General features: G+C 43.5%; 18 protein-coding genes. 8 read left to right on the forward strand and 10 right to left on the reverse strand.

The features are described from left to right. Positions 1 to 4 precede the first annotated feature (4 nt). Positions 5 to 655: a J domain-containing protein gene (locus tag VL121_RS15585; RefSeq protein ID WP_325407001.1), complete on the reverse strand. Its 651-nt coding sequence runs from the start codon at positions 653 to 655 to the stop codon at positions 5 to 7. 257 nt (positions 656 to 912) lie between these two features. Between VL121_RS15585 and VL121_RS15590 the strand changes: the two genes are divergently transcribed. Then, complete coding sequence (locus VL121_RS15590; protein WP_325407003.1) at positions 913 to 2265, forward strand: aspartate aminotransferase family protein; 1353 nt, start codon at positions 913 to 915, stop codon at positions 2263 to 2265. A 3-nt stretch (positions 2266 to 2268) separates the two neighbouring features. On the opposite strand, the gene VL121_RS15595 is transcribed toward VL121_RS15590, so the two are convergent. The 4 genes from VL121_RS15595 to VL121_RS15610 form a co-directional block, all read right to left on the reverse strand. Further along, entirely contained in the window at positions 2269 to 2604 is a 336-nt protein-coding gene (locus VL121_RS15595; protein WP_325407005.1) for a helix-turn-helix transcriptional regulator, read from the reverse strand. Between the two features lie 677 nt (positions 2605 to 3281). Next, positions 3282 to 3698, reverse strand: coding sequence for a hypothetical protein (locus VL121_RS15600; protein WP_325407007.1), 417 nt, complete (start codon positions 3696 to 3698; stop codon positions 3282 to 3284). Positions 3699 to 3749: 51 nt separating this feature from the next. Further along, positions 3750 to 4652, reverse strand: coding sequence for a citrulline utilization hydrolase CtlX (ctlX, locus tag VL121_RS15605; RefSeq protein ID WP_325407009.1), 903 nt, complete (start codon positions 4650 to 4652; stop codon positions 3750 to 3752). Positions 4653 to 4697: 45 nt separating this feature from the next. After that, positions 4698 to 6152, reverse strand: coding sequence for an arginine deiminase family protein (locus VL121_RS15610; protein ID WP_325407012.1), 1455 nt, complete (start codon positions 6150 to 6152; stop codon positions 4698 to 4700). Positions 6153 to 6329: 177 nt separating this feature from the next. On the opposite strand from VL121_RS15610, the gene VL121_RS15615 reads away from it, so the two are divergent. From VL121_RS15615 to VL121_RS15640, 6 genes are all read left to right on the forward strand, one after another. Continuing rightward, on the forward strand, positions 6330 to 6809 hold the full coding sequence (locus tag VL121_RS15615; protein WP_325407015.1) for a hypothetical protein: 480 nt from the start codon (positions 6330 to 6332) through the stop codon (positions 6807 to 6809). 135 nt (positions 6810 to 6944) lie between these two features. Then, positions 6945 to 7466, forward strand: a complete 522-nt coding sequence (gene azu / locus VL121_RS15620) for an azurin (RefSeq protein WP_325407017.1) — start codon at positions 6945 to 6947, stop codon at positions 7464 to 7466. A 176-nt stretch (positions 7467 to 7642) separates the two neighbouring features. Beyond that, complete coding sequence (locus VL121_RS15625; protein WP_325407019.1) at positions 7643 to 8869, forward strand: trans-sulfuration enzyme family protein; 1227 nt, start codon at positions 7643 to 7645, stop codon at positions 8867 to 8869. A 55-nt stretch (positions 8870 to 8924) separates the two neighbouring features. Beyond that, the gene (locus VL121_RS15630) at positions 8925 to 10733 is read left to right on the forward strand and encodes a serine hydrolase (RefSeq protein ID WP_325407021.1); all 1809 of its coding nucleotides are present in this window, start codon (positions 8925 to 8927) and stop codon (positions 10731 to 10733) included. Positions 10734 to 10836: 103 nt separating this feature from the next. Then, positions 10837 to 11304 carry a GNAT family N-acetyltransferase gene (locus VL121_RS15635; RefSeq protein ID WP_325407023.1) on the forward strand — a complete coding sequence of 156 codons (468 nt, stop codon included), beginning with the start codon at positions 10837 to 10839 and terminating at the stop codon, positions 11302 to 11304. A 135-nt stretch (positions 11305 to 11439) separates the two neighbouring features. Next, positions 11440 to 12789 carry a S41 family peptidase gene (locus VL121_RS15640; protein WP_325407025.1) on the forward strand — a complete coding sequence of 450 codons (1350 nt, stop codon included), beginning with the start codon at positions 11440 to 11442 and terminating at the stop codon, positions 12787 to 12789. 145 nt (positions 12790 to 12934) lie between these two features. On the opposite strand, the gene VL121_RS15645 is transcribed toward VL121_RS15640, so the two are convergent. The 3 genes from VL121_RS15645 to pfkA form a co-directional block, all read right to left on the reverse strand. Next, complete coding sequence (locus VL121_RS15645; RefSeq protein ID WP_325407027.1) at positions 12935 to 13267, reverse strand: DMT family protein; 333 nt, start codon at positions 13265 to 13267, stop codon at positions 12935 to 12937. A 98-nt stretch (positions 13268 to 13365) separates the two neighbouring features. Continuing rightward, entirely contained in the window at positions 13366 to 14856 is a 1491-nt protein-coding gene (gene pyk, locus VL121_RS15650; RefSeq protein ID WP_325407029.1) for a pyruvate kinase, read from the reverse strand. A 113-nt stretch (positions 14857 to 14969) separates the two neighbouring features. After that, positions 14970 to 15956, reverse strand: coding sequence for a 6-phosphofructokinase (gene pfkA, locus VL121_RS15655; protein ID WP_325407031.1), 987 nt, complete (start codon positions 15954 to 15956; stop codon positions 14970 to 14972). A gap of 172 nt (positions 15957 to 16128) precedes the next feature. On the opposite strand from pfkA, the gene VL121_RS15660 reads away from it, so the two are divergent. Next, positions 16129 to 17025: an SDR family oxidoreductase gene (locus tag VL121_RS15660; protein ID WP_325407033.1), complete on the forward strand. Its 897-nt coding sequence runs from the start codon at positions 16129 to 16131 to the stop codon at positions 17023 to 17025. 245 nt (positions 17026 to 17270) lie between these two features. Here VL121_RS15660 and VL121_RS15665 read toward each other — a convergent pair whose 3' ends face one another. Together VL121_RS15665 and VL121_RS15670 are read right to left on the reverse strand one after the other, a co-directional pair. After that, on the reverse strand, positions 17271 to 17783 hold the full coding sequence (locus VL121_RS15665; RefSeq protein ID WP_325407035.1) for a hypothetical protein: 513 nt from the start codon (positions 17781 to 17783) through the stop codon (positions 17271 to 17273). 75 nt (positions 17784 to 17858) lie between these two features. Further along, the gene (locus VL121_RS15670) at positions 17859 to 20381 is read right to left on the reverse strand and encodes a phosphocholine-specific phospholipase C (protein ID WP_325407037.1); all 2523 of its coding nucleotides are present in this window, start codon (positions 20379 to 20381) and stop codon (positions 17859 to 17861) included. Between the last annotated feature and the right edge of the window lie 116 nt (positions 20382 to 20497).

A 20497-nucleotide genomic window follows, 5' to 3' on the forward strand; every position in this document is an offset into this window, starting at 1 on the left:
CGTGCTACCGGCTCGCACCGTATATCAGTACGCATATCGCCAGCGTAATGAGCAGCACAATAAGCGGATAAAATTTTTCCCAGTAATTTTTTTGTTGCGCTGTTTTTACAAAATCCGTTATCATTTTTATAGCCGCATCATCAGTGCCGGCTAGCATTTTTAAGGAAGCGGCAATGGAATCAACATATTTAAAAGGCAGTTCCGATGAAGCGGATAAAAGCTGGATGATAAGCTTCTGGTTTAACATTGCATCTTTATGCTGCAGCAGCAAGTTGATATTCGGTTCAGACAGTATTTTTTTTACCCGGATGAATATAGCTTCCTTATTCATCCTGAATATGTCCATAGCCGCGATCTGCCTATTGAGCTGGATGCCCTCATTTAAAATGGTCAGGGGCGTATGTTCCCAGTCAGTATTGACATCGGTGTGCGGAAAATGTAATTTCCATTCATAATGATATTTTGCTCTTTTTGAAGGATGCGATAAGGTTTCATAAGCTTCCTGCAGTTCCCTGAACCGCAGTGTGGCAAACTCGTTCCCCGCATTCATATCGGGATGATACTGTAATGCGAGCTTTCTGAACTCTTTTTTAATAGCATCCGAACTCGTATGGGGAGAAACACCTAAGGTTCTATAATGATTCTTAAAAGTCATAGCCGGGTGTGCAAATTTCCCAAAAACAAATTACAGTGCCTAAATAAAATTTAAGAAGTAAGAGGTAAGAGATAAGAGGTAAGATCTTTTAGTCGCGTTGGGGTCTTCATAAATAACCATTGCGGGCGGCAGACCCTGGCGCTTAGTATTTTTGGGCGATAATTATAAAGTCCAGATTAAAATAAAAAGCGCATATCGTTTTCAACAATTCACGGTATTTGGCTTGTTTACAATTACTAAACAACTATTTTTACGGCATGAAAGATGCATACAGCCGCACGGAAGGCGATATCAATTTATCCGCTTCGCGCAGTGCCTGGTATAAGGTAATAGCGCATGCAGAAACGCAAAAATACTTAGATGAAGACGCGCAATATTTCATGCACCAGTCTATGTCTACGCCCTGTTTGGATGTGCTGCAATCCTGTGAAGGAGTTTATATTACCGACCTTACCGGCAAATCCTATATGGACTTTCATGGTAATAATGTGCACCAGGTAGGTTACCGTAACCCGTTTGTAATGGAAAGGGTAAAAGCGCAGATGGATATATTGCCGTTTAGCCCCCGCCGTTATACCAATGTGCCGGCTATTACGCTGGCTAAAAAGCTGGCGTCCCTTTTTCCCGGCGACCTGAACCGTGTGTTGCTGGCGCCGGGAGGTACTTCGGCTATTGGTATGGCCCTGAAATTAGCCCGTATCGTTACCGGTAAACATAAGGTAGTATCGCTGTGGGATTCTTTTCATGGCGCTTCCTTAGACGCTATTTCCGCGGGCGGTGAACAGGTATTCCGCAAGGGTATGGGACCGCTGATGCCCGGAGTGGAAAGAATACCGCCGCCTACTTCTTACCGTGGTGTTTTTAGCGATGATGGCAATGACGTGGTGTACGCAGATTATCTTGAATATGTAATAGAGAAGGAAGGTGATATAGGCGCTTTCATAGTAGAAACGATACGCAATACCGATGTGCAGATACCCTCAAAAGCCTATTGGAAAAAAGTAAGGGAAATATGTACCCGGCATGGTGTATTGCTGATATTAGATGAAATACCCATAGCTTTTGGCAGAACGGGTAAAATGTTTGCCTTTGAGCATTATGATATAGAACCGGATATTGTTTGTTTGGGAAAAGGACTGGGAGCGGGTATTATGCCTTTAGCGGCTATGGTTACCCGTGATGCGTACAATATTGCCACTGATGTGTCACTTGGTCATTATACGCACGAAAAAAGCCCGCTGGGCAGTGTGGCAGCCACCGCCATGCTGGAGTTCATTGAAAAAGAGGAGATACTTGCGAAAGTGAATGCCGATGCTTCGTTTATGAAAGCCGAACTGGAAGCGCTCAAACAAAAACATGCTTTAATAGGCGATGTACGGGGTATAGGATTGTTATGGGGCATAGAACTGGTAAAGAACCAGCAAACCAAAGAGAAGGCGATTGAGGAAGCGGAAATGGTTTTATATGAATGTTTGGCCAACGGGCTGAGCTTTAAGGTTTCTCAAGATAATGTACTGCAGCTTTCGCCGCCCTTAACAATAACCAGGGAAGAACTTAAAAAAGCTATTGATATAGTAGATGCGGCTATTGCAAAGGCGGGTAAATACTAAGCATTAAATTTCCACCATCTTATATTTAACCGCTAACAATACCATTCCTATCCTTGAGCTTACTCCAAATTTTTGGTACAGGTTTTTTTGGTAACCGGTAATGCTTTGCCGGCCAGGGTTCATTCTATCCGCTACTTCGCTATAGGGAATGTCCATAGCCGCATATTTAAGAAACAGCAATTCCCGTTCATTTAACGACTCCACTATTTTGCATCGCTCTTCTTTCGAAGCACACATTAATTTATTATGCACCAGTTCCGGATAGTAAGTGCCGTTTGCGCCAACGGCATCAAGCGCCAGAAAAAGCACATTGGATTCAAACGTTTTTAAAATACCCATAAATGTGGGGTAAAAATAAAAACAGGAATGGAGAGATCAGCTTTGAGGATGATCCTGGTCATGCCGGCGCGATTCGGGAATGCGGTCAGTACGCAACAAAGGAGCGTCAGACCGCATGTTCCTTTTGAGACGGAGACATTGTACAGCCAAGTCGGAGACTTCGAACAGCAGGGGTTAGCTTAGTACTATGCCTTATTACATCTGTAATTTGCATAGCGCAAAAGAAGCAGTCTGTTTTTGTTGGACCAGGCGTTGATCCTGATCCCGGAGGACTTGGAATAAAAGCGGAATGCCAGCCTTTTAAATATCTCTGGCTTTTTGGCGGTGCCGGTCATAACCTCGCAGGCTTTAACGGTAACGAAGGTGTTATTTATAATATGCTGCCTGACAAAAAGTTTACACTACAGGTATACTTACAGCCCTGGTAAGTGCCTACTGCTCTGGTACGTGTCTCACGTACCAGAGCAGCCAGTGGTGAAAGCGTTATAAAACCACAACTTAAAATATATTGTAAATAACCATTAGTTCCCAGAATATACCTGTTAAACTGCGCCATTTTTTGTTTTTGATACTTGTAACTACAGCATTATTATCGTTTTGCGGAACGGAGTTCCGGGAGAACATATGAGGTACAAAGTCAGAGACTTTCGTAGAGCAGCACCGGAAGTCCCAGGTCGTTAAATACTGTTATCAGGTATCCTGTTGTTTTTCCTTTCAATTTCAACCAGCAGGGCATTGCTCATTTCGTTATTACTGAATGTGCCATCTTTTATTTGCCGTAGTTCTTTTCCTGAAAAGCTTTCTATCCTGTCTCTGTCAAAATCATCTAAAAATACATCGCTCACATTCCATGCGCTGAGTTTGCCCCGGTAGAAGAAAACTGCGCCGTCTTTGATGCGGGCTATTTTAAAATAACGAACAGTTTTATTGCCTTCACTATTGGTATATCTTATCTTATACACATCGCCCGTTTGCGGCTGGGTAAATAACAATTGTATGCCTGAAACCCTTTCCTGGTTAACCTGCCGGATATAAAAGAAAAGGAACAGTATCATCAAAACGGTAGTTATCAATATGTTTTTCCCGTAACGCATGGTATTTGTTGTTGAATGGAACGGATTATTTTATGGGTTAGATACGGCATTTTACATAAAAACTTCGGCTATCATACATCTCGCGCTTCCCCCGCCGTTAGCTTCAATGGTATCTAACGGGGCATGCAATATGGAATTGTATTTTTCAAGCTCCTTTATTTGTCCGGGAGATAAGGACCGGTAAGCCTGCGATGACATGATTAAAAATGTTTTTCCTTTCCTGTTGGTTACCTGCAGCATATTACCCGCAAAATGTTTCATTTGCGTCATGGTAATGGGAATTGCCTTTTTACCGGACATTTTAATAGCTGAAATTACGTTCTTTCTTTCTTTAGCATCGGTAATGCTTTCTAAACAAATAACAACATATTGTTTGGCCACGCACATCATTACATTGGTATGGTAAATGGGCCTGCCCTTATCATCAAATGCATTAAACGCCACCGGCATAAATTTCAGGGAACGGCAAAATTCATCCAGCACTTCAATAGCTGTTCTGGGTGAAAGACAGGCATATGCTATTTTAAAACGCCGGTCCAATACCATGCTGCCTGTACCTTCTAAAAATTGATTATCCTTTTCGTGCCGGGTAAGATCAACGATTGAAGCAGCATTAAATTTTTTTTGCAGTGTTGCTATCAGCTCCGGCTTTCGTTCCTGCCTGCGGTTTGGAGCAAACATAGGATAAAGGCAGATGATCCCTCCTTCATGAAAAGATATCCAGTTATTGGGAAATATGGAATCGGGCGTATAAGGCAGGGGTGTATCATTGATAACGGTAACATCAATACCGTTAGCGGTGAGTAATTGTACAAAGTGTTCAAATTCTTTCAATGCTTTTTCCTGCGCTTCCCTGTCTTCATTTGCAACCTGGAAAGTATTATTCACCGCAGTTTCAGGGTTAAAGCTAAAATTAACCGGCCTTATCATTAAGAGTTGTGATGCAGTTTGCATTTAGTTGTTACTTAATTAATTACCTGATACCTGATACCTCATCTCTCATCCTTCAATTTCATCTCTCAGCAGCGGCATGCTCATACAGTGAAATCCGCCTCTTGCCCTTGATAATTCTGCTGAAGGAATTAATATTAACGTGTCTTTTACTTTGTCGGGTGTTATGGCGCCATTTTCAAAAGCATCCACCATTTCTCTCGCGGCTGTTACGGCAAAGCCTTGCCGGCGAAAGGCTTCAGTGGTTCTATCGTTGCGGTCGTATCCCAGCACAACGCCTTCTTTAAGCGCCAGCAGGTTGCAGGAATCCGTCCATTGCTCGCGGCTGTCATAAGGAAATTCATTATTGCCCGAATAAATGAACTGCACTTTATCCCTGCATTTCAGGTCATTCGTGCTGATGTCGGTCAGCAGGTCCTCAAGGTTATCCATATAAACCGGTTTGCCGGTATTGTTTTTATGGAATTGTATGATCCGTAATAAGTCATCTTTTTTAGGCGCGTCAAGGATCCTTTGCACAGGGTCGGCAGCTTCCTGGCGAATGGCCGCTTTTGAAAAATTGCCCAGCATTACCCATACGTTCCTTTTTACCTGGGTAAACACCGTATCAATATGCATAAAATCTCTCTTCCGCGGAATTTTTACTACGCTTATTTTATTCACTAATTGTTTATTAAATAAAATGCGGATTACCTGTAGCGCGGCTTCCATGCTGGTGCGTTCGCTAACGCCTACCAGCAGGTGGTTAGGGCTTACTACCATTACATCACCACCTTCAAGCGTTACCTTTTTATCTTCGCCATCGCGCGGCATCAGAAAATGACGGTGGGTATCGGCCAGCTCAATAATGTTTTGCCGGTAGCCTGAAAAAAGCGGGTGATTATAAAATATATATTTAGCCAGCAAGGCCTCCCGTATGCGGGCCTTTTTAGCAGGCTTGTTCAGCAGTATATGATCTTTGATTACGATACCAATATCTCTCGTAAAAATAAAATTGGGAATAGGGGGGAATATCATGGTTTTATCGGGCAGGCTGCCGGTAATAAATACTTTGCCCAGTGCACACGATGGCAGTTGCGCCAGTTCTTTTTGCAGGAGATAAGAACAGTTTTCAACTGCGCATACCGATGCCGTTAGTTTTTCTTTTATACCGGCATCATTAAGGATATCCGACAGCAGGTTTTGTAATTCCACTACTTTATCCGAACGAAAAAAATCCGGATGCTCGGGCTTGTAAAAATTCCTGTTATTTTTGGGATCATCCGCCTGCTTTAATTTTCCTTTGATCTTTGCGGGATCAAGAAAGTATAGGAGTAATTTGGTGTAATAATCATATTCCTTGCGCCGGATGGTATCCAGGTGCACAATGTCTTCAAAAAGCCAGTCCTGCGCTTTGGAAGGAACCACTTTCCCCAGTCCGCTATCCGGCGTATGCACCAGTACGCTGCGTAAAGTGCCTATTTCGGAAGTTACCCTGAGTGGGTTAAATTGATGGGTATCCATAACAACATGTAATTTACCTTTTTTACACGGAGCGAAAAAGGGGTATTACCGTATTTGCGGAGAATTAAGTTTTTTCCCGGCAATTTAACGGATCATTTAAACTAAGAGGAATAATATTTGTCTTAGCTGCAATTGTAACAAAGGTCCGTATTCGTTCGTTCACTTAAAAATTCGTTTATGAAAAGATTATTTTTACTTTCAGCGCTACCGCTTTTTATTTTTTCTTCCTGTAAAAAAGAAGTTACAGAAGTAACGCAGGTGCAAAAGGTTGACCAGGCTTTTTCAGCCGTGTATAATATAGCGCCGGGCGATTGGACCACTACCAATGGAGGTTTAATTTATTCCGCGGAGCTGGATATTCCTGAACTCGATAATGTTATTTACCAGGATGGGGCGGTATTGGTTTATCTTTCTTTTTCCGGTACTTCTTATTATGAAGCGCTGCCCCAGGTATTTGACGGTATTGCGTATGGTGCCATTCACGGAAACGGGTATGTTAGTATTGATATGAGCGCTTTATCGGGTAATACCATTAACCCGCCCGGACAAACAGTTTCGGCCAAGGTTATTTTAATTGATGCAACCAGGCTGGCATTGCGCAAAGATGTAAATCTGAGAGATATTCAGGCAGTTGAAAAAGCCTTTAACATACACTAAATATCCATGCGGTATTATTATTGCAGCAAACAGGTGATTTGTTACTTTACGATTAAGATAAAAAATCTGTTATTCCTGTAATATTTTGTTTTTAGTTTGAATTTGCAGTGTACCTTCGTGCAAAAATTAACAATCATGAAAATTATTAAGTATGCACTGATTGCCGGTGTTGTTAGCCTGGCAGCATGTGGCAGTGGAGACGAATCCTCAAAAGCAACTGATCAACCTGCTGCAGAAGAACAAAAAGCCGAAACACCTGCTGCAACACCCGCCGCGGCTGAAGGCGTAACACTTGAAATTACGGGAAACGATGTAATGAAGTTTGATAAAACTGAACTCAGGGCAAAAGCGGGCCAGAAAGTTACGCTTACCCTGCATCATTCCGGTAAATTAGCTAAAGAAGCGATGGGGCATAATGTTGTAATATTAAAAACCGGTACAGATGTAGCAGCCTTTGCCGCTAAAGCTGTTGCTGCTAAAGCCAATGATTATTTTCCTGAATCAGAAGCCGCCAATGTAATCGCACATACCAAAATTATTGGTGCAGGCGAAAGTGTTACGATTGAGTTTACGGCTCCCGAAGCAGGAACCTATCCTTTTATCTGTAGCTTCCCCGGCCATTACGGATTTATGAAAGGCGATTTCATTGTAGAATAATTGCTCTGCAATTGAAGGTAGCTTAATGATAATAATTTTTAAACCCGGTTTCCGGGTTGTACAAACCCACTGGTATACACAGTGGGTTTTGTTTTGCCCAACGGTTTCCTTCTTCTTTTCACGTAATTTTGACAATCGGCCAGCCGGCGCTTCAATTATTTATAATTCTAATTCATATGTCAGATAAAACGTTTCCTTACACAGGTTTTAGTTCATTGGCCATACATGCAGGACACCAGCAGGATCCTAATTATGCGCATCTTACGCCTGTATATGCTACTTCCACTTTTGTATACGATGATGCAGAACAGGGCATGCGTCGTTTCAGCGGTAAAGAGCCGGGCTATATATACACACGCTGGGGGAATCCTACTTTTCATGAAGCGGAAGAAAAGATTGCCGCCATGGAAACTTTTGGACTTACAGACGAGCATGGCGCTCCCATAGTTTTAAAAGCCTACCTGCAGTCCTCCGGCATGGCGGCCATCAGCACTTTAATGATGAGTACATTAAAGGCGGGAGATAAAGTATTGTCGCATTATTCACTTTACGGCGGCACCCAGGAACAACTGAACACCTTGCTGCCCGCTTTTGGTGTTGACGCAGTTATAGCCGACCTGCGCAACCTTAATATCGCGGAAGATATGCTAAAACAGCATCCGGCTATAAAAATGATATACCTTGAAACACCCGCCAACCCTACCATCCAGTGTGTAGATATTGAAGCGTTAACTAAACTGGGCAAACAGTACGGAAAGATCATTGCCTGCGATAATACATTTGCTACACCTTACCTGCAGCAACCCTTTAAGTATGGTGTTGATTTTATAATTCATTCCACTACCAAATTCCTTAACGGGCATGGCACCGCCATTGGCGGCGTATTTATGAGCAGGGATATTTCTTTTATGAAAGGCAAAGCCTATAAAGTATATAAAGCGCTGGGTGGCAGCAGCAGTCCTTTTGACGCTTTTTTGCTGGTGAACGGTATGAAAACCTTGGAAGTGCGGATGGAAAGGCATTGCAGCAATGCAGAAAAGGTAGCGACGCTGCTGAATACACATAAAGCGGTGGCTTCGGTAAACTATAACGGGCTGGCATCGCATCCCGACTATGCGGTAGCTAAAAAACAAATGCGGCATCCCGGCGCTATGATGAGCTTTGAACTGAAAGGCGGTTTACAGTCAGGCATAAACTTCATGAACAAATTACAGTTGTGTACCCGAACAGTGTCGCTCGGCACCTGCGACACGCTGTTGTCGCATCCGGCTTCCATGACGCATTACAGTGTGCCAAAAGAGCAAAGGGAACGGTATGGCATAACCGATGGCTTGATCCGTATGAGCGTAGGCATGGAAAATATAGCGGATATCCTGAGCGACCTGGACCAGGCGTTGAAATAGTGCGCTTTTGTATTTATTTTAAGCATCGTAATTTACTGGTACAAAACATACTGCAATGAAAAAACTGCTCCCGATTTCTTTACTGCTGCTTTTTTCCTTATTTGCCTTTGCGCAAAAAAATAAAATACAGCCCGATAAACGGCTTACCGGGTTGGATACGGCCCTCGAAAAGCTGCTGAAAGACTGGAAAACCGCGGGTTTTGCCGTGGCTATTGTGGAAAAGAACAAAGTGATTTATAGCAAGGGATTTGGCTATCGCGACTATGCCGCAAAAAAGCCGGTTACACCTAATACGCTTTTTGCTATTGGCTCCTGTACCAAAGCGTTTACCGCTTCTTTACTGGGTATGCTGGAAAAAGACGGGAAGCTGTCTCTTGATAAAAAAGCAACCGGGTACTTGCCGGCGCTGCATTTTTTTAATACTGACATGGATGAAAAAATTACCGTGCGGGATATGACGACCCATCGTACAGGCCTGCCCCGTCATGATTATTCATGGTACCTGTTCCCAACCGCTTCACGCGACAGTTTGCTGCAGCGCATACAATACCAGGAACCGAATGCAGGCATAAGAGAAGTATGGCAGTATAATAACTTCATGTTTCTTACACAGGGCATGATCGCCGAAAAAATAAGCGGTAAATCGTGGGAAGAAAATATAAAGGAAAAAATATTTACGCCTCTCGGTATGAACCGCTCTAACCTGAGTATCAAAAATATGGAGAAAGATGAAGATGCTTCCCTGGGCTATAGCCTGAAAAAAGACAGCAGTATTAAAAAACTCGGCTATTTTAATATTGACGGTATGGGCCCGGCAGGCAGCATTAACAGCAGCGTTACGGAAATGGCCAACTGGGTAATAACATGGATAAATAACGGACAATTTAATAGCAAGGAAATCCTGCCTGGTTCTTATATACAGGGAGCTATCAGCACTCAAATGGCCATGGGTGGGGCGTTGCCCGATAAAGCGCATCCCGATATTTATTTTTCTAATTATGGATTGGCATGGTTCCTTACTTCTTACCGCGGTCATTACCGCGTGGAACATGGAGGTAATATTGACGGCTTTTCGGCAAGCACCAGTTTCTTTCCTTCCGACAGTATTGGAATTATTGTACTTACCAATCAAAATGCCTCTGCTATACCTTCTGTCGTACGTAACCTGGTTGCAGACCGGATGCTGAAACTACAATACAGGAACTGGAGCAACGAATATAAGCTGATGGTTGCAAAATCGGCCCTGCAGGCAAAGGAAGCGGAAAAGAATAAAACCTCTAATCGTATTGCAGGTACCAAGCCTTCTCATACACTTACGGATTATGAAGGTGTTTTCAATAATCCCGGGTATGGCGATATGGAAGTATATGTAAAAAAAGATACGCTTTTCGCCAGAACTAATAAAGACTCCATGTGGTTGAGACACTATCATTACGATGTATTTGAAGTAAAAGGTTTTGATAAGGAGGAAGGATTGGATACTTCTTCCGGTGGAACGGTTTTAAATTTCAGAACCGGCGATGATGGTAAGATTGGAAGCCTGAGCATAACCCTGGAGCCATCCCTGAAACCCATAACGTTTGTATATAAACCCGGGCCCAAAGCGTTAAGCAAAGAAGCGCTGCAAAAGTATGTGGGTGAGTATGAGCTGGGTGGCATGACAACGAAGGTTTACCTGAAAGAAGAAGTTTTATTTGTATTTGTTCCTGGTCAGCCAGAGTATGAAACCATTGCACTGGGCAATCATACTTTTAAGTTAAAAGCGCTTGATGGATTTAGCGTGCAATTTGATGTGGCGAATGATAAAGTAACAGGTATGCGCTTTATTCAGCCTAATGGTATTTTTAAGGCGAAAAGGAAATAGGGAGGTGAGAAATGAGTAGTGAGTGGTCAGAAGTGAGAGGTGAAAAAAGAGCGGGAAAAAATGGGAGAAGCGTGCAATCAATCAACCAACAAATCAAGTAAGAATGAGTATAACCATAAGGCCTGCTGTAAAGAAAGATTGTACGAGGCTAATGGAACTGGTGCGGGAACTGGCGGAATTTGAAAAAGCGCCGCAGGAAGTAACGGTTGACCCTGTACATTTTGCTGAAAGCGGTTTTGGTGAAAACCCTGTGTGGTGGGCATTTGTAGCAGAGGTTCCTTTGGACGAAACCGGGGCAAAAGAAATTGTTGCGTTTGCATTGTACTATATACGTTATTCCACCTGGAAGGGGCAACGCATGTACTTAGAAGATATTATTGTTACCAAAGCCTGGAGAGGCAGGGGAATTGGGAAATTGTTGCTGGATCGCCTGGTAGCAGAAGCCCGGGCTAAAAAATTTACCGGCATGATGTGGCAGGTATTAGACTGGAACGAACCTGCTATACAATTCTATAAAAAATACAATGCGGAGTTTGATGCAGGGTGGGTAAACTGCAACGTTAATTTTTAATGTTAGCCAACGTTAATTTTTGGAAAATAAATGTTAAGGCTAAAATTGGGGGCAACGGTATGCCTTGTTAATGCGTAATTTCAATATGCAATTTACTGTCATAAACCTCCTGTTCCGAACTTCAATAGCCGTGATATGAATTTGAAAAACATTATCTTATTATTCTTTTCAGTCCTTATACTATCTTTTTACAGTTGCAAAAAGGAAAGTAATAATTCCGGCAATGCAGGCAATACAACGGAGAACAGGGTTAAAGATAGCGCCTGGAATTACGCGAAGGATATCTACCTGTGGTATAAAAGCCTTCCTTCTGATTTTAATGCGAGATCTTATGCCGATCCCGATGCTATTATGAAAGCGCTCCGCCCGTATAGTATAGAGCCCGGTTTTAGAGATCCTGTAGACCGGTGGAGCTTTGCAATAAAAAAAGCCGAATGGAATAATGTGAGCTCAGGTATCAGCGGTGATTTTGGACTGGGGATATTTTTTAAGTCGGCAAATGACCTGCGGGTTTCTTATGTAGAACCGGCGTCTCCTGCCGCAGCGGCAGGCATAGAAAGGAGTTGGCGTATATTGTCGGTTAACAATAATACCACTGTTAATACCGATGACGCAACGGTATCACGTATTTCCACCGCCGTGTTTAATAGTTCTTCCGCCAGTTTCACTTTTGAAAAGCCCGATGGCACAGCTATTGATATTACGCTTACCGCCGCAACTTACCAGGATGAGCCCATTATTTTAGACACGGTGTACAACAATGGCGGCAATAAAACCGGGTACTTTGTTTTCAATTCTTTTTTGGGTAATGTTACCGGCATTAAAGGCCGCCTGGGAAATATTTTCAATGAATTTTCAACTGCCGGCATTACCGATATGATAGTAGACCTGCGCTATAATGGAGGAGGATACGTGGAGCTGCAGAATGAGCTGGCTAATTATTTAGTGCCTTCAGCAGGCAATAACGGTATTATGCTGCAGGAAAAATATAATGATAAGTATAGCGCTCTTTTTGATACTACCATCAACTATCAAAAAAAGGGAGCGCTTAACCTTAACCGTATCTTTTTTATTATCACTAAAAATACAGCGTCCGCAAGCGAGCTGCTTATTAATAGTCTTAAGCCTTATATGGATGTGAAGCTGATTGGCAGGCCGAGCCACGGAAAACCTGTAGGTTATTTTAATATTGGGGTGGGCAACTGGTATATTTTTCCGGTATCCTTTAGAAGTATAAATAAAAATGGCGAAGGCAATTATTTCAATGGACTGCAGCCGGACGCTACCGTGGATGACGGATTAGATAAGCCCTGGGGCGATATAAATGAAAGCTGCCTGGCAAGCGCGCTGCATTATATAAATGACGGGGCCTTTTCACGTATTTCACCCCGTGCGCAGCAGGATGTTAAGCTGGAAAACGGGAATACTGCGTTGGACGTAAAACGGTTTAAAGGAGCGGTGGGGGAGCAGAGGGGAATGTGGTAATTTGAAAATTTGGAGATGTGAAAATGTGAATGATGGGAAGAGGGGCGTGGTGAGAGGTGAAACGTGAGAGGAGAGGGGAGTGAATCGTGAGTCCGTGAGTGGTGTCGTGATTTGCAGGCTCATAGCTGATGGCTGACAGCAAAAACTATGATTTCATAAATGCAAAATACACGGCGCCCATCAGGCATATAAAGCTTAGCAGGTATTTCCAGTGCATGGGTTCGCGCAGGTATAATAAAGCGAAAGCAACGAATACCACCAGTGTTATGGCTTCCTGGATTATTTTTAACTGGAAAGCGCTGAAGCCGCTAACATACCCTAAACGATTAGCCGGCACCTGCAGGCAATACTCAAAAAAAGCGATCCCCCAGCTTACAGCAATGGCTTTCCACAGCGGAACATCCTGGTGCTTTAAATGTCCATACCATGCAATGGTCATGAAGATGTTAGAAAACAGCAACAATATAATGGTGCGCATAAGCGGGGTGCTTGTAAGTGGACGCCGTGGCGTGGTTAGTATTCAACCGGTAACTAAAACCTAAACCCACAACCTGATACCTGAACCCTCCCCCTTAACTACTCAACTTTTGTGATCTTAAGCAGGTTGGTAGGTAAATGCAGATGAACGGGTAAGCTGCCGGTATTTACGATGGTATCGCCGGATTTTAAAAATCCCCTTCCTTTTAATATTTCAATCTGGTCAAAAATAATCTGGTCTATATTTTCTTCTTCATCATAAAAGAATGGTCTTACCCCCCAGCTCAGGCTAAGCTGGTTAAGTAATGTTTTTTCTTTTGTGAAAATGTATAATGGCGATTTGGGCCGGTAGCTGCTTACCACAAAAGCCGTGTACCCGCTCTGGGTCATTGCCAGCAGTGCGTCTGCATTTACATCTTTCGCTATTTTACAGGCATTATAACAAATGGCATCGCTGTGAAAAGACGGCGAATGTGGTTGCGGCTTCAGATCTTCTTCACGGTTATAGCGGTATTCTTTTTTCTCTACTTCCAGGATAATTTTACGCATGGTTTGCACTACCAGCACCGGGTGCTGGCCCATAGCCGTTTCACCGCTCAGCATTACCGCATCTGCGCCTTCCAGCACAGCATTGGCTACATCGGTAGCTTCACTGCGGTTGGGTTTAATGCGATCCATCATGCTCTCCATCATTTGCGTAGCCACAATAACCGGTTTACCGCGGTGAAGGCATTTACGAATAATATCTTTTTGAATAAGCGGCACCTGTTCAACGGGCATTTCAACACCCAGGTCGCCCCGGGCGATCATAATACCATCTGATTCAAGAATGATCTCGCGCAGGTTAACAATGGCCTCAGGCATTTCAATTTTAGCCATCACCTTGCATTTGCTTTTACGTTCCTGCAGCACTTTTCTTAATATCTTAAGATCATCTACTCTTCTTACAAAAGAAAGCGCGATCCAGTCTACCGCATGCTCAATCATAAAATCCAGGTCGGCAAGATCTTTTTCCGTAAGTGCCGGCAATGAAATTTTAGTATCGGGCAGGTTAACGCCTTTTTTAGAAGATAAAATACCCGGCATGGTAACTACTACTTTCACGTCTCCTTTTCCGGTAACCTCTGTTACCTGCACTTCTAATTTACCATCGTCTATTAAAATTTTGTTGCCTGCTTCCACATCATTGGCAAGGTTGGGATAGGAAACGTAAATTTTTTCCCTGGTACCAACACATTTTTCGTTGGTGAAAGTAAGTATATCGCCAACATTTACCGGCATGGAACCATTTTCAATTTCGCCCACCCTGAGCTTTGGCCCCTGCAGGTCGCCAAGTATACAAATATTGTATGGTTCTTCCGTATTGATCCTGCGGATATATTTAATAATAGCCAGCTTGTCTGCATGCGCACCATGCGAAAAATTCAGGCGAAACACATTTACGCCGGCCTTTACCAGTTCCAGCAGCTTATCGTAGGTATCGCAGGCTGGTCCAACAGTGGCAACAATTTTAGTACGGTGAAACGTGTGTTCAATACCTGCTTGTTTGTCCATCTCTTCGTGCAGGTATTTAGTAATATTTTTTGACATACTATGGTAATGATTTTATTTTTGTTATAAGGTACAGGGTACAGTATGATAAAACGCAGGCACGCAAAAGTATAACGTATAGCGCATTTACCTTCAACCCATAGCGCTTGCCGCTACGAAGCCAGGATTTTCACTATTTTAAGCCAGTCGTAATCTATTGTTTGTTCCGCTTTTACAGCCTGTTCTAAAGGGGTATAATGTAATTGGTTATTTATTATGCCAATCATAGTGTTAACATCTTTGCCGGTTATCAGGCACTCCACTGCTGCATAACCCATACGGCTGGCAATCAGCCTGTCGAGGCAGGAAGGTGAGCCGCCGCGCTGGATATGCCCGAGTATACAAACTTTTATATCGGCGTTAGGCATTTTTTCTTTTAGCACTTTGGCTATTTCATTGGCTCCTCCCAGCTCAGTGCCTTCGGCCACTACCAGCAGGTTCACTAATTTTTTTCTTTTTTCTTTTTCCTGGAGGGAATCAATTACTTCATTAATGTCTGTTATGCGTTCGGGGATCAGGATGTTTTCTGCACCGGTGGCAATACCGCTATGCAAAGCAATATAGCCGGAGTCTCTGCCCATCACTTCTATAATAAATAACCGGTCGTGGGCATCAGCGGTATCCCTTATTTTATCTATAGCCTCTACGGCAGTATTTACAGCGGTATCAAAACCTATGGTAAAATCGGTTCCGGCAATGTCTTTATCAATAGTGCCGGGTAAACCAATGCAGGGAATATCAAATTCGCTGGAAAATGTTTGTGCACCTCTGAAAGAGCCATCGCCACCTATGATCACCAGGCCGTTAATGCCCAGCTTCTTAAGATTTTCGTATGCCTTTTTTCTGCCCGCAGGTTCCATAAATTCCCTGCACCTTGCGGTTTTCAGAATGGTGCCTCCTCTTTGTATAATGTTGGCTACGCTGCGGGATTCCATTTTAAAAATATCATTCTCTATCATTCCCGCAAATCCGCGCATAATACCAAACACCTCTAATCCGTAATATAAGCCGGTACGCACTACGGCCCGTATGGCTGCATTCATACCCGGGGCGTCTCCTCCTGAAGTCAGTACCCCGATTTTCGAAACTTTCTTTTCCATTCGTTTAAAACTTGTCTGAAATGATTACGATCATTCAAAGGGCAAGTACAGTTATTATATTTTTTTCTATATCTATTTTATAGAAGCGTCAAAAGTACATAATTACAATCATTTCCCAATTTTAGATTGAAGGTTTAATGATTTTGTATATTCGGGGCTTATACGTCTTAGGATGAAGATTTTAATTACCGGAGCCAACGGACTTTTAGGACAAAATGCAGTGAAAGTGCTTACTACCGCTGGGCATGAAGTAACGGCTACAGGGAGGGGAGTTTGCAGGTTGCCGGCAGCGTATAAACCTTACCGGTATACCGATATTGACATTACAGACAAAAAGAGCGTATTAACACAGGTAGCTGCCATTCGGCCGGATGTAATTGTTCATGCTGCGGCCATGGCACAACCCGATACCTGCGAACTTAATAAGGAAGCGTGCTATGACACTAATGTACATGCGACCCGCTATTTTATAGATGCTGCCGTGGCTGTACATGCAAAGCTGGTATACATTTCCACCGATTTTGTGTTTAGCGGTGATGATGGTCCTTACCGGGAAACAGGTATACCTGCCCCGGTTAATTATTATGGAGAAACCAAATGGGAGGCGGAACAAATGGTGCAGCAAAGCAGGATCAACTGGGCTATTGTGCGCACTGTGCTGGTATATGGAAATATATTAGCAGGCACAAGGAGCAATATTGTAACCTGGGTGAAAGAAAATCTTGAAAAAGGGAATACTATAAAAGTGGTGAGCGACCAGGTACGTACGCCCACCTATGTAGAAGACCTTGTTCGTGGTATACAATTGATCATAGAAAAAAACGCAGGCGGCATATATCATATCTCCGGTAAGGAAGTACTTACTCCCTATGAAATGGCGGTTCAGGTTGCCGAATATTTTGGACTGAACAGGGCGCTGATGGAAAAGGTAGATGCTGCTGTATTTACGCAACCGGCGCGGCGCCCCTTAAAAACAGGCTTTATTATTAACAAAGCGGAAAAGGAACTGGGCTATAGCCCGGTAAGCTTTATGCAGGGCATTCGCAACATGTTCCCGGAGAAAGAATAAAAAAATTGGCCCCTGTAAAAACAGGGGCCGCAACCAAAACTAACTGCTTATGAGAAAATTGACTGTATGTAATTGTCTTTATTAATAGACGGATCAGAAGCAAAATAGCACCATCTTATATTGTTAATTAATTATTAAATAATCGTTTTCAGCATTAGCCGAGCCGGAGTCTGCATAAAAGCCATTGCAGTAGCTATGATACCCTGGCACTCAGGGGCCTCACACTAAGAGGGGTTACTCTTTTTCTATTGTTTAAGTCGTCCAATTTTAATTAGTGCTTCTTCCAACTCAACTGGCTTGTTCGTTCCAATCAGTAATTTTTTATTGTTGTCGAATTCTAATTGCAGCCCTTTATTACCCGAAACATTAAACGCGGCGCCTTTTCCCGGTAATCCTGTTCGTAAGCCCCAGCCACCATATTCGGTAATTGCCGAATATGACCTGACATATGATTTGTTCAGGTTGTTCCAGGCGTAATGTTTGAAAGACCAATGAATGGGGAAAAACCGCACATAAATTCCATCTGTTTTAATGCTCGTTTCAAGCCGGAAACTGAGGAACAATAAAGTCAGCAAAAGAGTTAACCCGGTTACAATTAAAAGGCCGGTGTTACTCATGGGTTTGTTGCCAAATTGCTGTCCGCCAATTACCTGCTTACATACCCCAAAAATAAAAAGTCCGTTAATGCCAAATAAGATTAGCCAAAGCCACCACTGCTTAAAACGTTGCCTTTCAGAAAACAAGACTTCATTGTCCATACAGGTGCTATTTTGAATAGGCTAAACAATAGATATAAGCCACAGTAATTACTCACTACTTACTACTCACTCTTCTCACACCATTCTTCCCATGAGCGGGTCGGTAATGCTTATCCTGCCTGTTTCCACCCTGCCTGCATATCTTTTTTCAAAACTGTTTTGGCCTTTTATTTTTACACTCAGGTCGTACCAGCCGGAACTTTTAGACAGATCAACGATGATGCCCGCCTGTGCACCCGGGTTGATGATCTTCGTTTGTGCCTTGCCTTTATAGGCATTGTCTGTTATTTCTACGGTTAGTTTTTGCTTACCTGTGTTCCTGAGTTTTATTTCCGCGTTCCCCGTGAGCGTATTCCGGGTGGCTGCCGCACGCTGGTATTCAAACGCTACATCTAATGCAGGGTCATTGCCATTGCCCCTAAACTCACGGAAGAAACCATTGGGACCATAGGTCTGCAAATGATAGTTTTCATTAGCGGGCAATGTCCATGCGTCAATAAGCTGGTCGCCTGCTTTTACCGCATAGTTGCGGGGCGCCACATCTTTTCCCGGCATATACACATAAAATGGCGAGCCGGCAGCCGATGCGCCAAATACTTCATTCCTTGCTTCAAACTTTATTTTAAAAGACCGGTTGTCTTCGCTGAGCTTCCCGTCTGCATACAACTGGTAGGGCAGGGGTGAAGCGGGTCTTGTTCCTTTTTCCTGCTGCGGCATCCAGGGTGAGGCTTGAGGGTCTTTATTGATTTGTTCTATTTCGGCAGCGCTGAGGTTTTTAAAACCGGAGGGCAGCGCTTTAAACTGCGCTTTATGAATGCTTTCCAGGAAAGGGATCCTGTCCACCGGTTTCGGCGCTGCTATGGCTTCTCCATTATATGGTCTGAATACGGAGGTAATATCTCCGCAAACCGTACGGCGCCATTGGGTGAGATTGCCGGTTTCTATTTTTTTACCGGTTTTTTTGGTCAGAAAATGTTCGAGGAACTGTATGGGAGACGTAAGATCAAATACTTCCGAATTCACGAACCCGCCGCGGCTCCAGGGCGATGCCACTACCATGGGTACACGAAAACCGAGGCCTATAGGACCTTCACGGTCGCTTTTGCTTTTGGCCTTATCTTTCATCCATTGCTGGTTTTGATTAAGGTATTCTGTTTTAGGGTCTATGCCTTTAGATACCAGCCCGCTGTTTTCTTTATAAGGATCGGGTGCTGCAAATGGCGGCACATGATCAAAATAGCCATCGTTCTCATCGTAGTTAAGAATGAAGATGGTTTTTTTCCATACTTCCGGGTTTTGGGTAAGAATGTCTAACACCTCACTTAAATACCAGGCGCCATACCAGGGTGCGCCAGGGTGATCTGAAAAATTGCAGGGAGCTACCACCCACGATACCAGTGGGAGATTGCCCGATTGTACGTCCTGCCTGAACTGGTGCAGCACATCGCTTTTAGGTATTTTCATTTTGCGTTCCGTACCGCCATCGGTATAGCTAATACTGGTGAGCGTGCGGTATTCTGGATCGGTTCTGTTATCGCTGAACGCTTTTTCATGCAGGTGCTTATGCCATTGCGATAGCTTGTTGTATTCCTCCAGGTTGTACTTCTCCCTGTCTTTTTTTACCGAGGCAAAGCGCTCCTGCTGCTTCGTAAGTTCTTTTTGTACCTCCGCTTTTTCTGTACTGCCGTCAGCGTGGCCTTTCAGCTTCTCTTCCGTTTCCTTTATGATGCCGGGCAATAGCTTCTCCATTTTTTCAAGATAACGCATATGCCCAAACGAAAACTTTACATGATACTGGCTGAACCACTCAATAGGGTTATTGGTAAAATTTGCCAGCCAGTCTTCTTCCTCTCCTTCAAACCCGGTTTGAATGCTGATTTCGTTCTGGTATATTCTCCATGGAATATTATTTTCTTCCAGGTATTCGGGAAAAGTTTTCCAGGAGGCTTCTCTTCCATAGGTAATGTCTGAATTGTATACGTTGGCCTTCACATTTTCATCGTGTTTCTCTCTTATGGTACCCGTCCAGAAATAAGTTCTGTTAGGCGTTGTACCTGTTAATGATGAACAAAAATGCTGATCGCAGATGGTAAAGGCATCGGCGAGGGCGTAATAGAAGGGAATGTCTTCGCGGTTAAAATGTCCCATAGTCAATGGCATGTCTTTAACCGCTTTATGTCCCGATTTTTTTGAATCCAGCCATTTGTTGTGCCTTCCTTCATTCCGGGCATCGGTCATATCGCTCCAGCCATGAGGCAGTGAGCCCAGCCAGGTAATATTGCTTTCTTTGATATTTAAACGAAAAGGCGCGTAAGTTTCACCGGCCGCGTTGGATTGCAGCCAGACTTTATTTTTGTTGGGTAATGGAATAGCGCGGGGGTCGTTAAAGCCGCGAACGCCCTGCAGGGTTCCGTAGCAGTGATCAAAAGAACGGTTTTCCTGCATCAGAAAAACAACATGTTCCGCGTCTAAGTAAGTGGACCCTGCTTCCGGGTTTATAGCAAATGCTTTCTGAATGGAAGGCGGTAACCCGCTTAGCATACCGGCGCCGCCGGATAATAATGCTGCTTTTTTAATAAAATCTCTCCTGGTATCCATAACGTAGAAGGGTTTAAAGTTTAAGGGATAAATATAGGAAATAGGGAGGAAATAACCTCACCCCCGCGCGACTAAACGTCTTTCGGGCGGGCTCTTTCTCTCTCCACGCAGGGGAG

This window comes from Agriterribacter sp. (assembly GCF_035497235.1).
Lineage (GTDB): Bacteria > Bacteroidota > Bacteroidia > Chitinophagales > Chitinophagaceae > Agriterribacter.

Coding starts and splice junctions, on each gene's coding strand:
- VL121_RS15585 (WP_325407001.1), bottom strand. CDS start 655: ATGACTTTTAAGAATCATTATAGAACCTTAGGTGTTTCTCCCCATACG.
- VL121_RS15590 (WP_325407003.1), top strand. CDS start 913: ATGAAAGATGCATACAGCCGCACGGAAGGCGATATCAATTTATCCGCT.
- VL121_RS15595 (WP_325407005.1), bottom strand. CDS start 2,604: ATGGGTATTTTAAAAACGTTTGAATCCAATGTGCTTTTTCTGGCGCTT.
- VL121_RS15600 (WP_325407007.1), bottom strand. CDS start 3,698: ATGCGTTACGGGAAAAACATATTGATAACTACCGTTTTGATGATACTG.
- ctlX (WP_325407009.1), bottom strand. CDS start 4,652: ATGCAAACTGCATCACAACTCTTAATGATAAGGCCGGTTAATTTTAGC.
- VL121_RS15610 (WP_325407012.1), bottom strand. CDS start 6,152: ATGGATACCCATCAATTTAACCCACTCAGGGTAACTTCCGAAATAGGC.
- VL121_RS15615 (WP_325407015.1), top strand. CDS start 6,330: ATGAAAAGATTATTTTTACTTTCAGCGCTACCGCTTTTTATTTTTTCT.
- azu (WP_325407017.1), top strand. CDS start 6,945: ATGAAAATTATTAAGTATGCACTGATTGCCGGTGTTGTTAGCCTGGCA.
- VL121_RS15625 (WP_325407019.1), top strand. CDS start 7,643: ATGTCAGATAAAACGTTTCCTTACACAGGTTTTAGTTCATTGGCCATA.
- VL121_RS15630 (WP_325407021.1), top strand. CDS start 8,925: ATGAAAAAACTGCTCCCGATTTCTTTACTGCTGCTTTTTTCCTTATTT.
- VL121_RS15635 (WP_325407023.1), top strand. CDS start 10,837: ATGAGTATAACCATAAGGCCTGCTGTAAAGAAAGATTGTACGAGGCTA.
- VL121_RS15640 (WP_325407025.1), top strand. CDS start 11,440: ATGAATTTGAAAAACATTATCTTATTATTCTTTTCAGTCCTTATACTA.
- VL121_RS15645 (WP_325407027.1), bottom strand. CDS start 13,267: ATGCGCACCATTATATTGTTGCTGTTTTCTAACATCTTCATGACCATT.
- pyk (WP_325407029.1), bottom strand. CDS start 14,856: ATGTCAAAAAATATTACTAAATACCTGCACGAAGAGATGGACAAACAA.
- pfkA (WP_325407031.1), bottom strand. CDS start 15,956: ATGGAAAAGAAAGTTTCGAAAATCGGGGTACTGACTTCAGGAGGAGAC.
- VL121_RS15660 (WP_325407033.1), top strand. CDS start 16,129: ATGAAGATTTTAATTACCGGAGCCAACGGACTTTTAGGACAAAATGCA.
- VL121_RS15665 (WP_325407035.1), bottom strand. CDS start 17,783: ATGGACAATGAAGTCTTGTTTTCTGAAAGGCAACGTTTTAAGCAGTGG.
- VL121_RS15670 (WP_325407037.1), bottom strand. CDS start 20,381: ATGGATACCAGGAGAGATTTTATTAAAAAAGCAGCATTATTATCCGGC.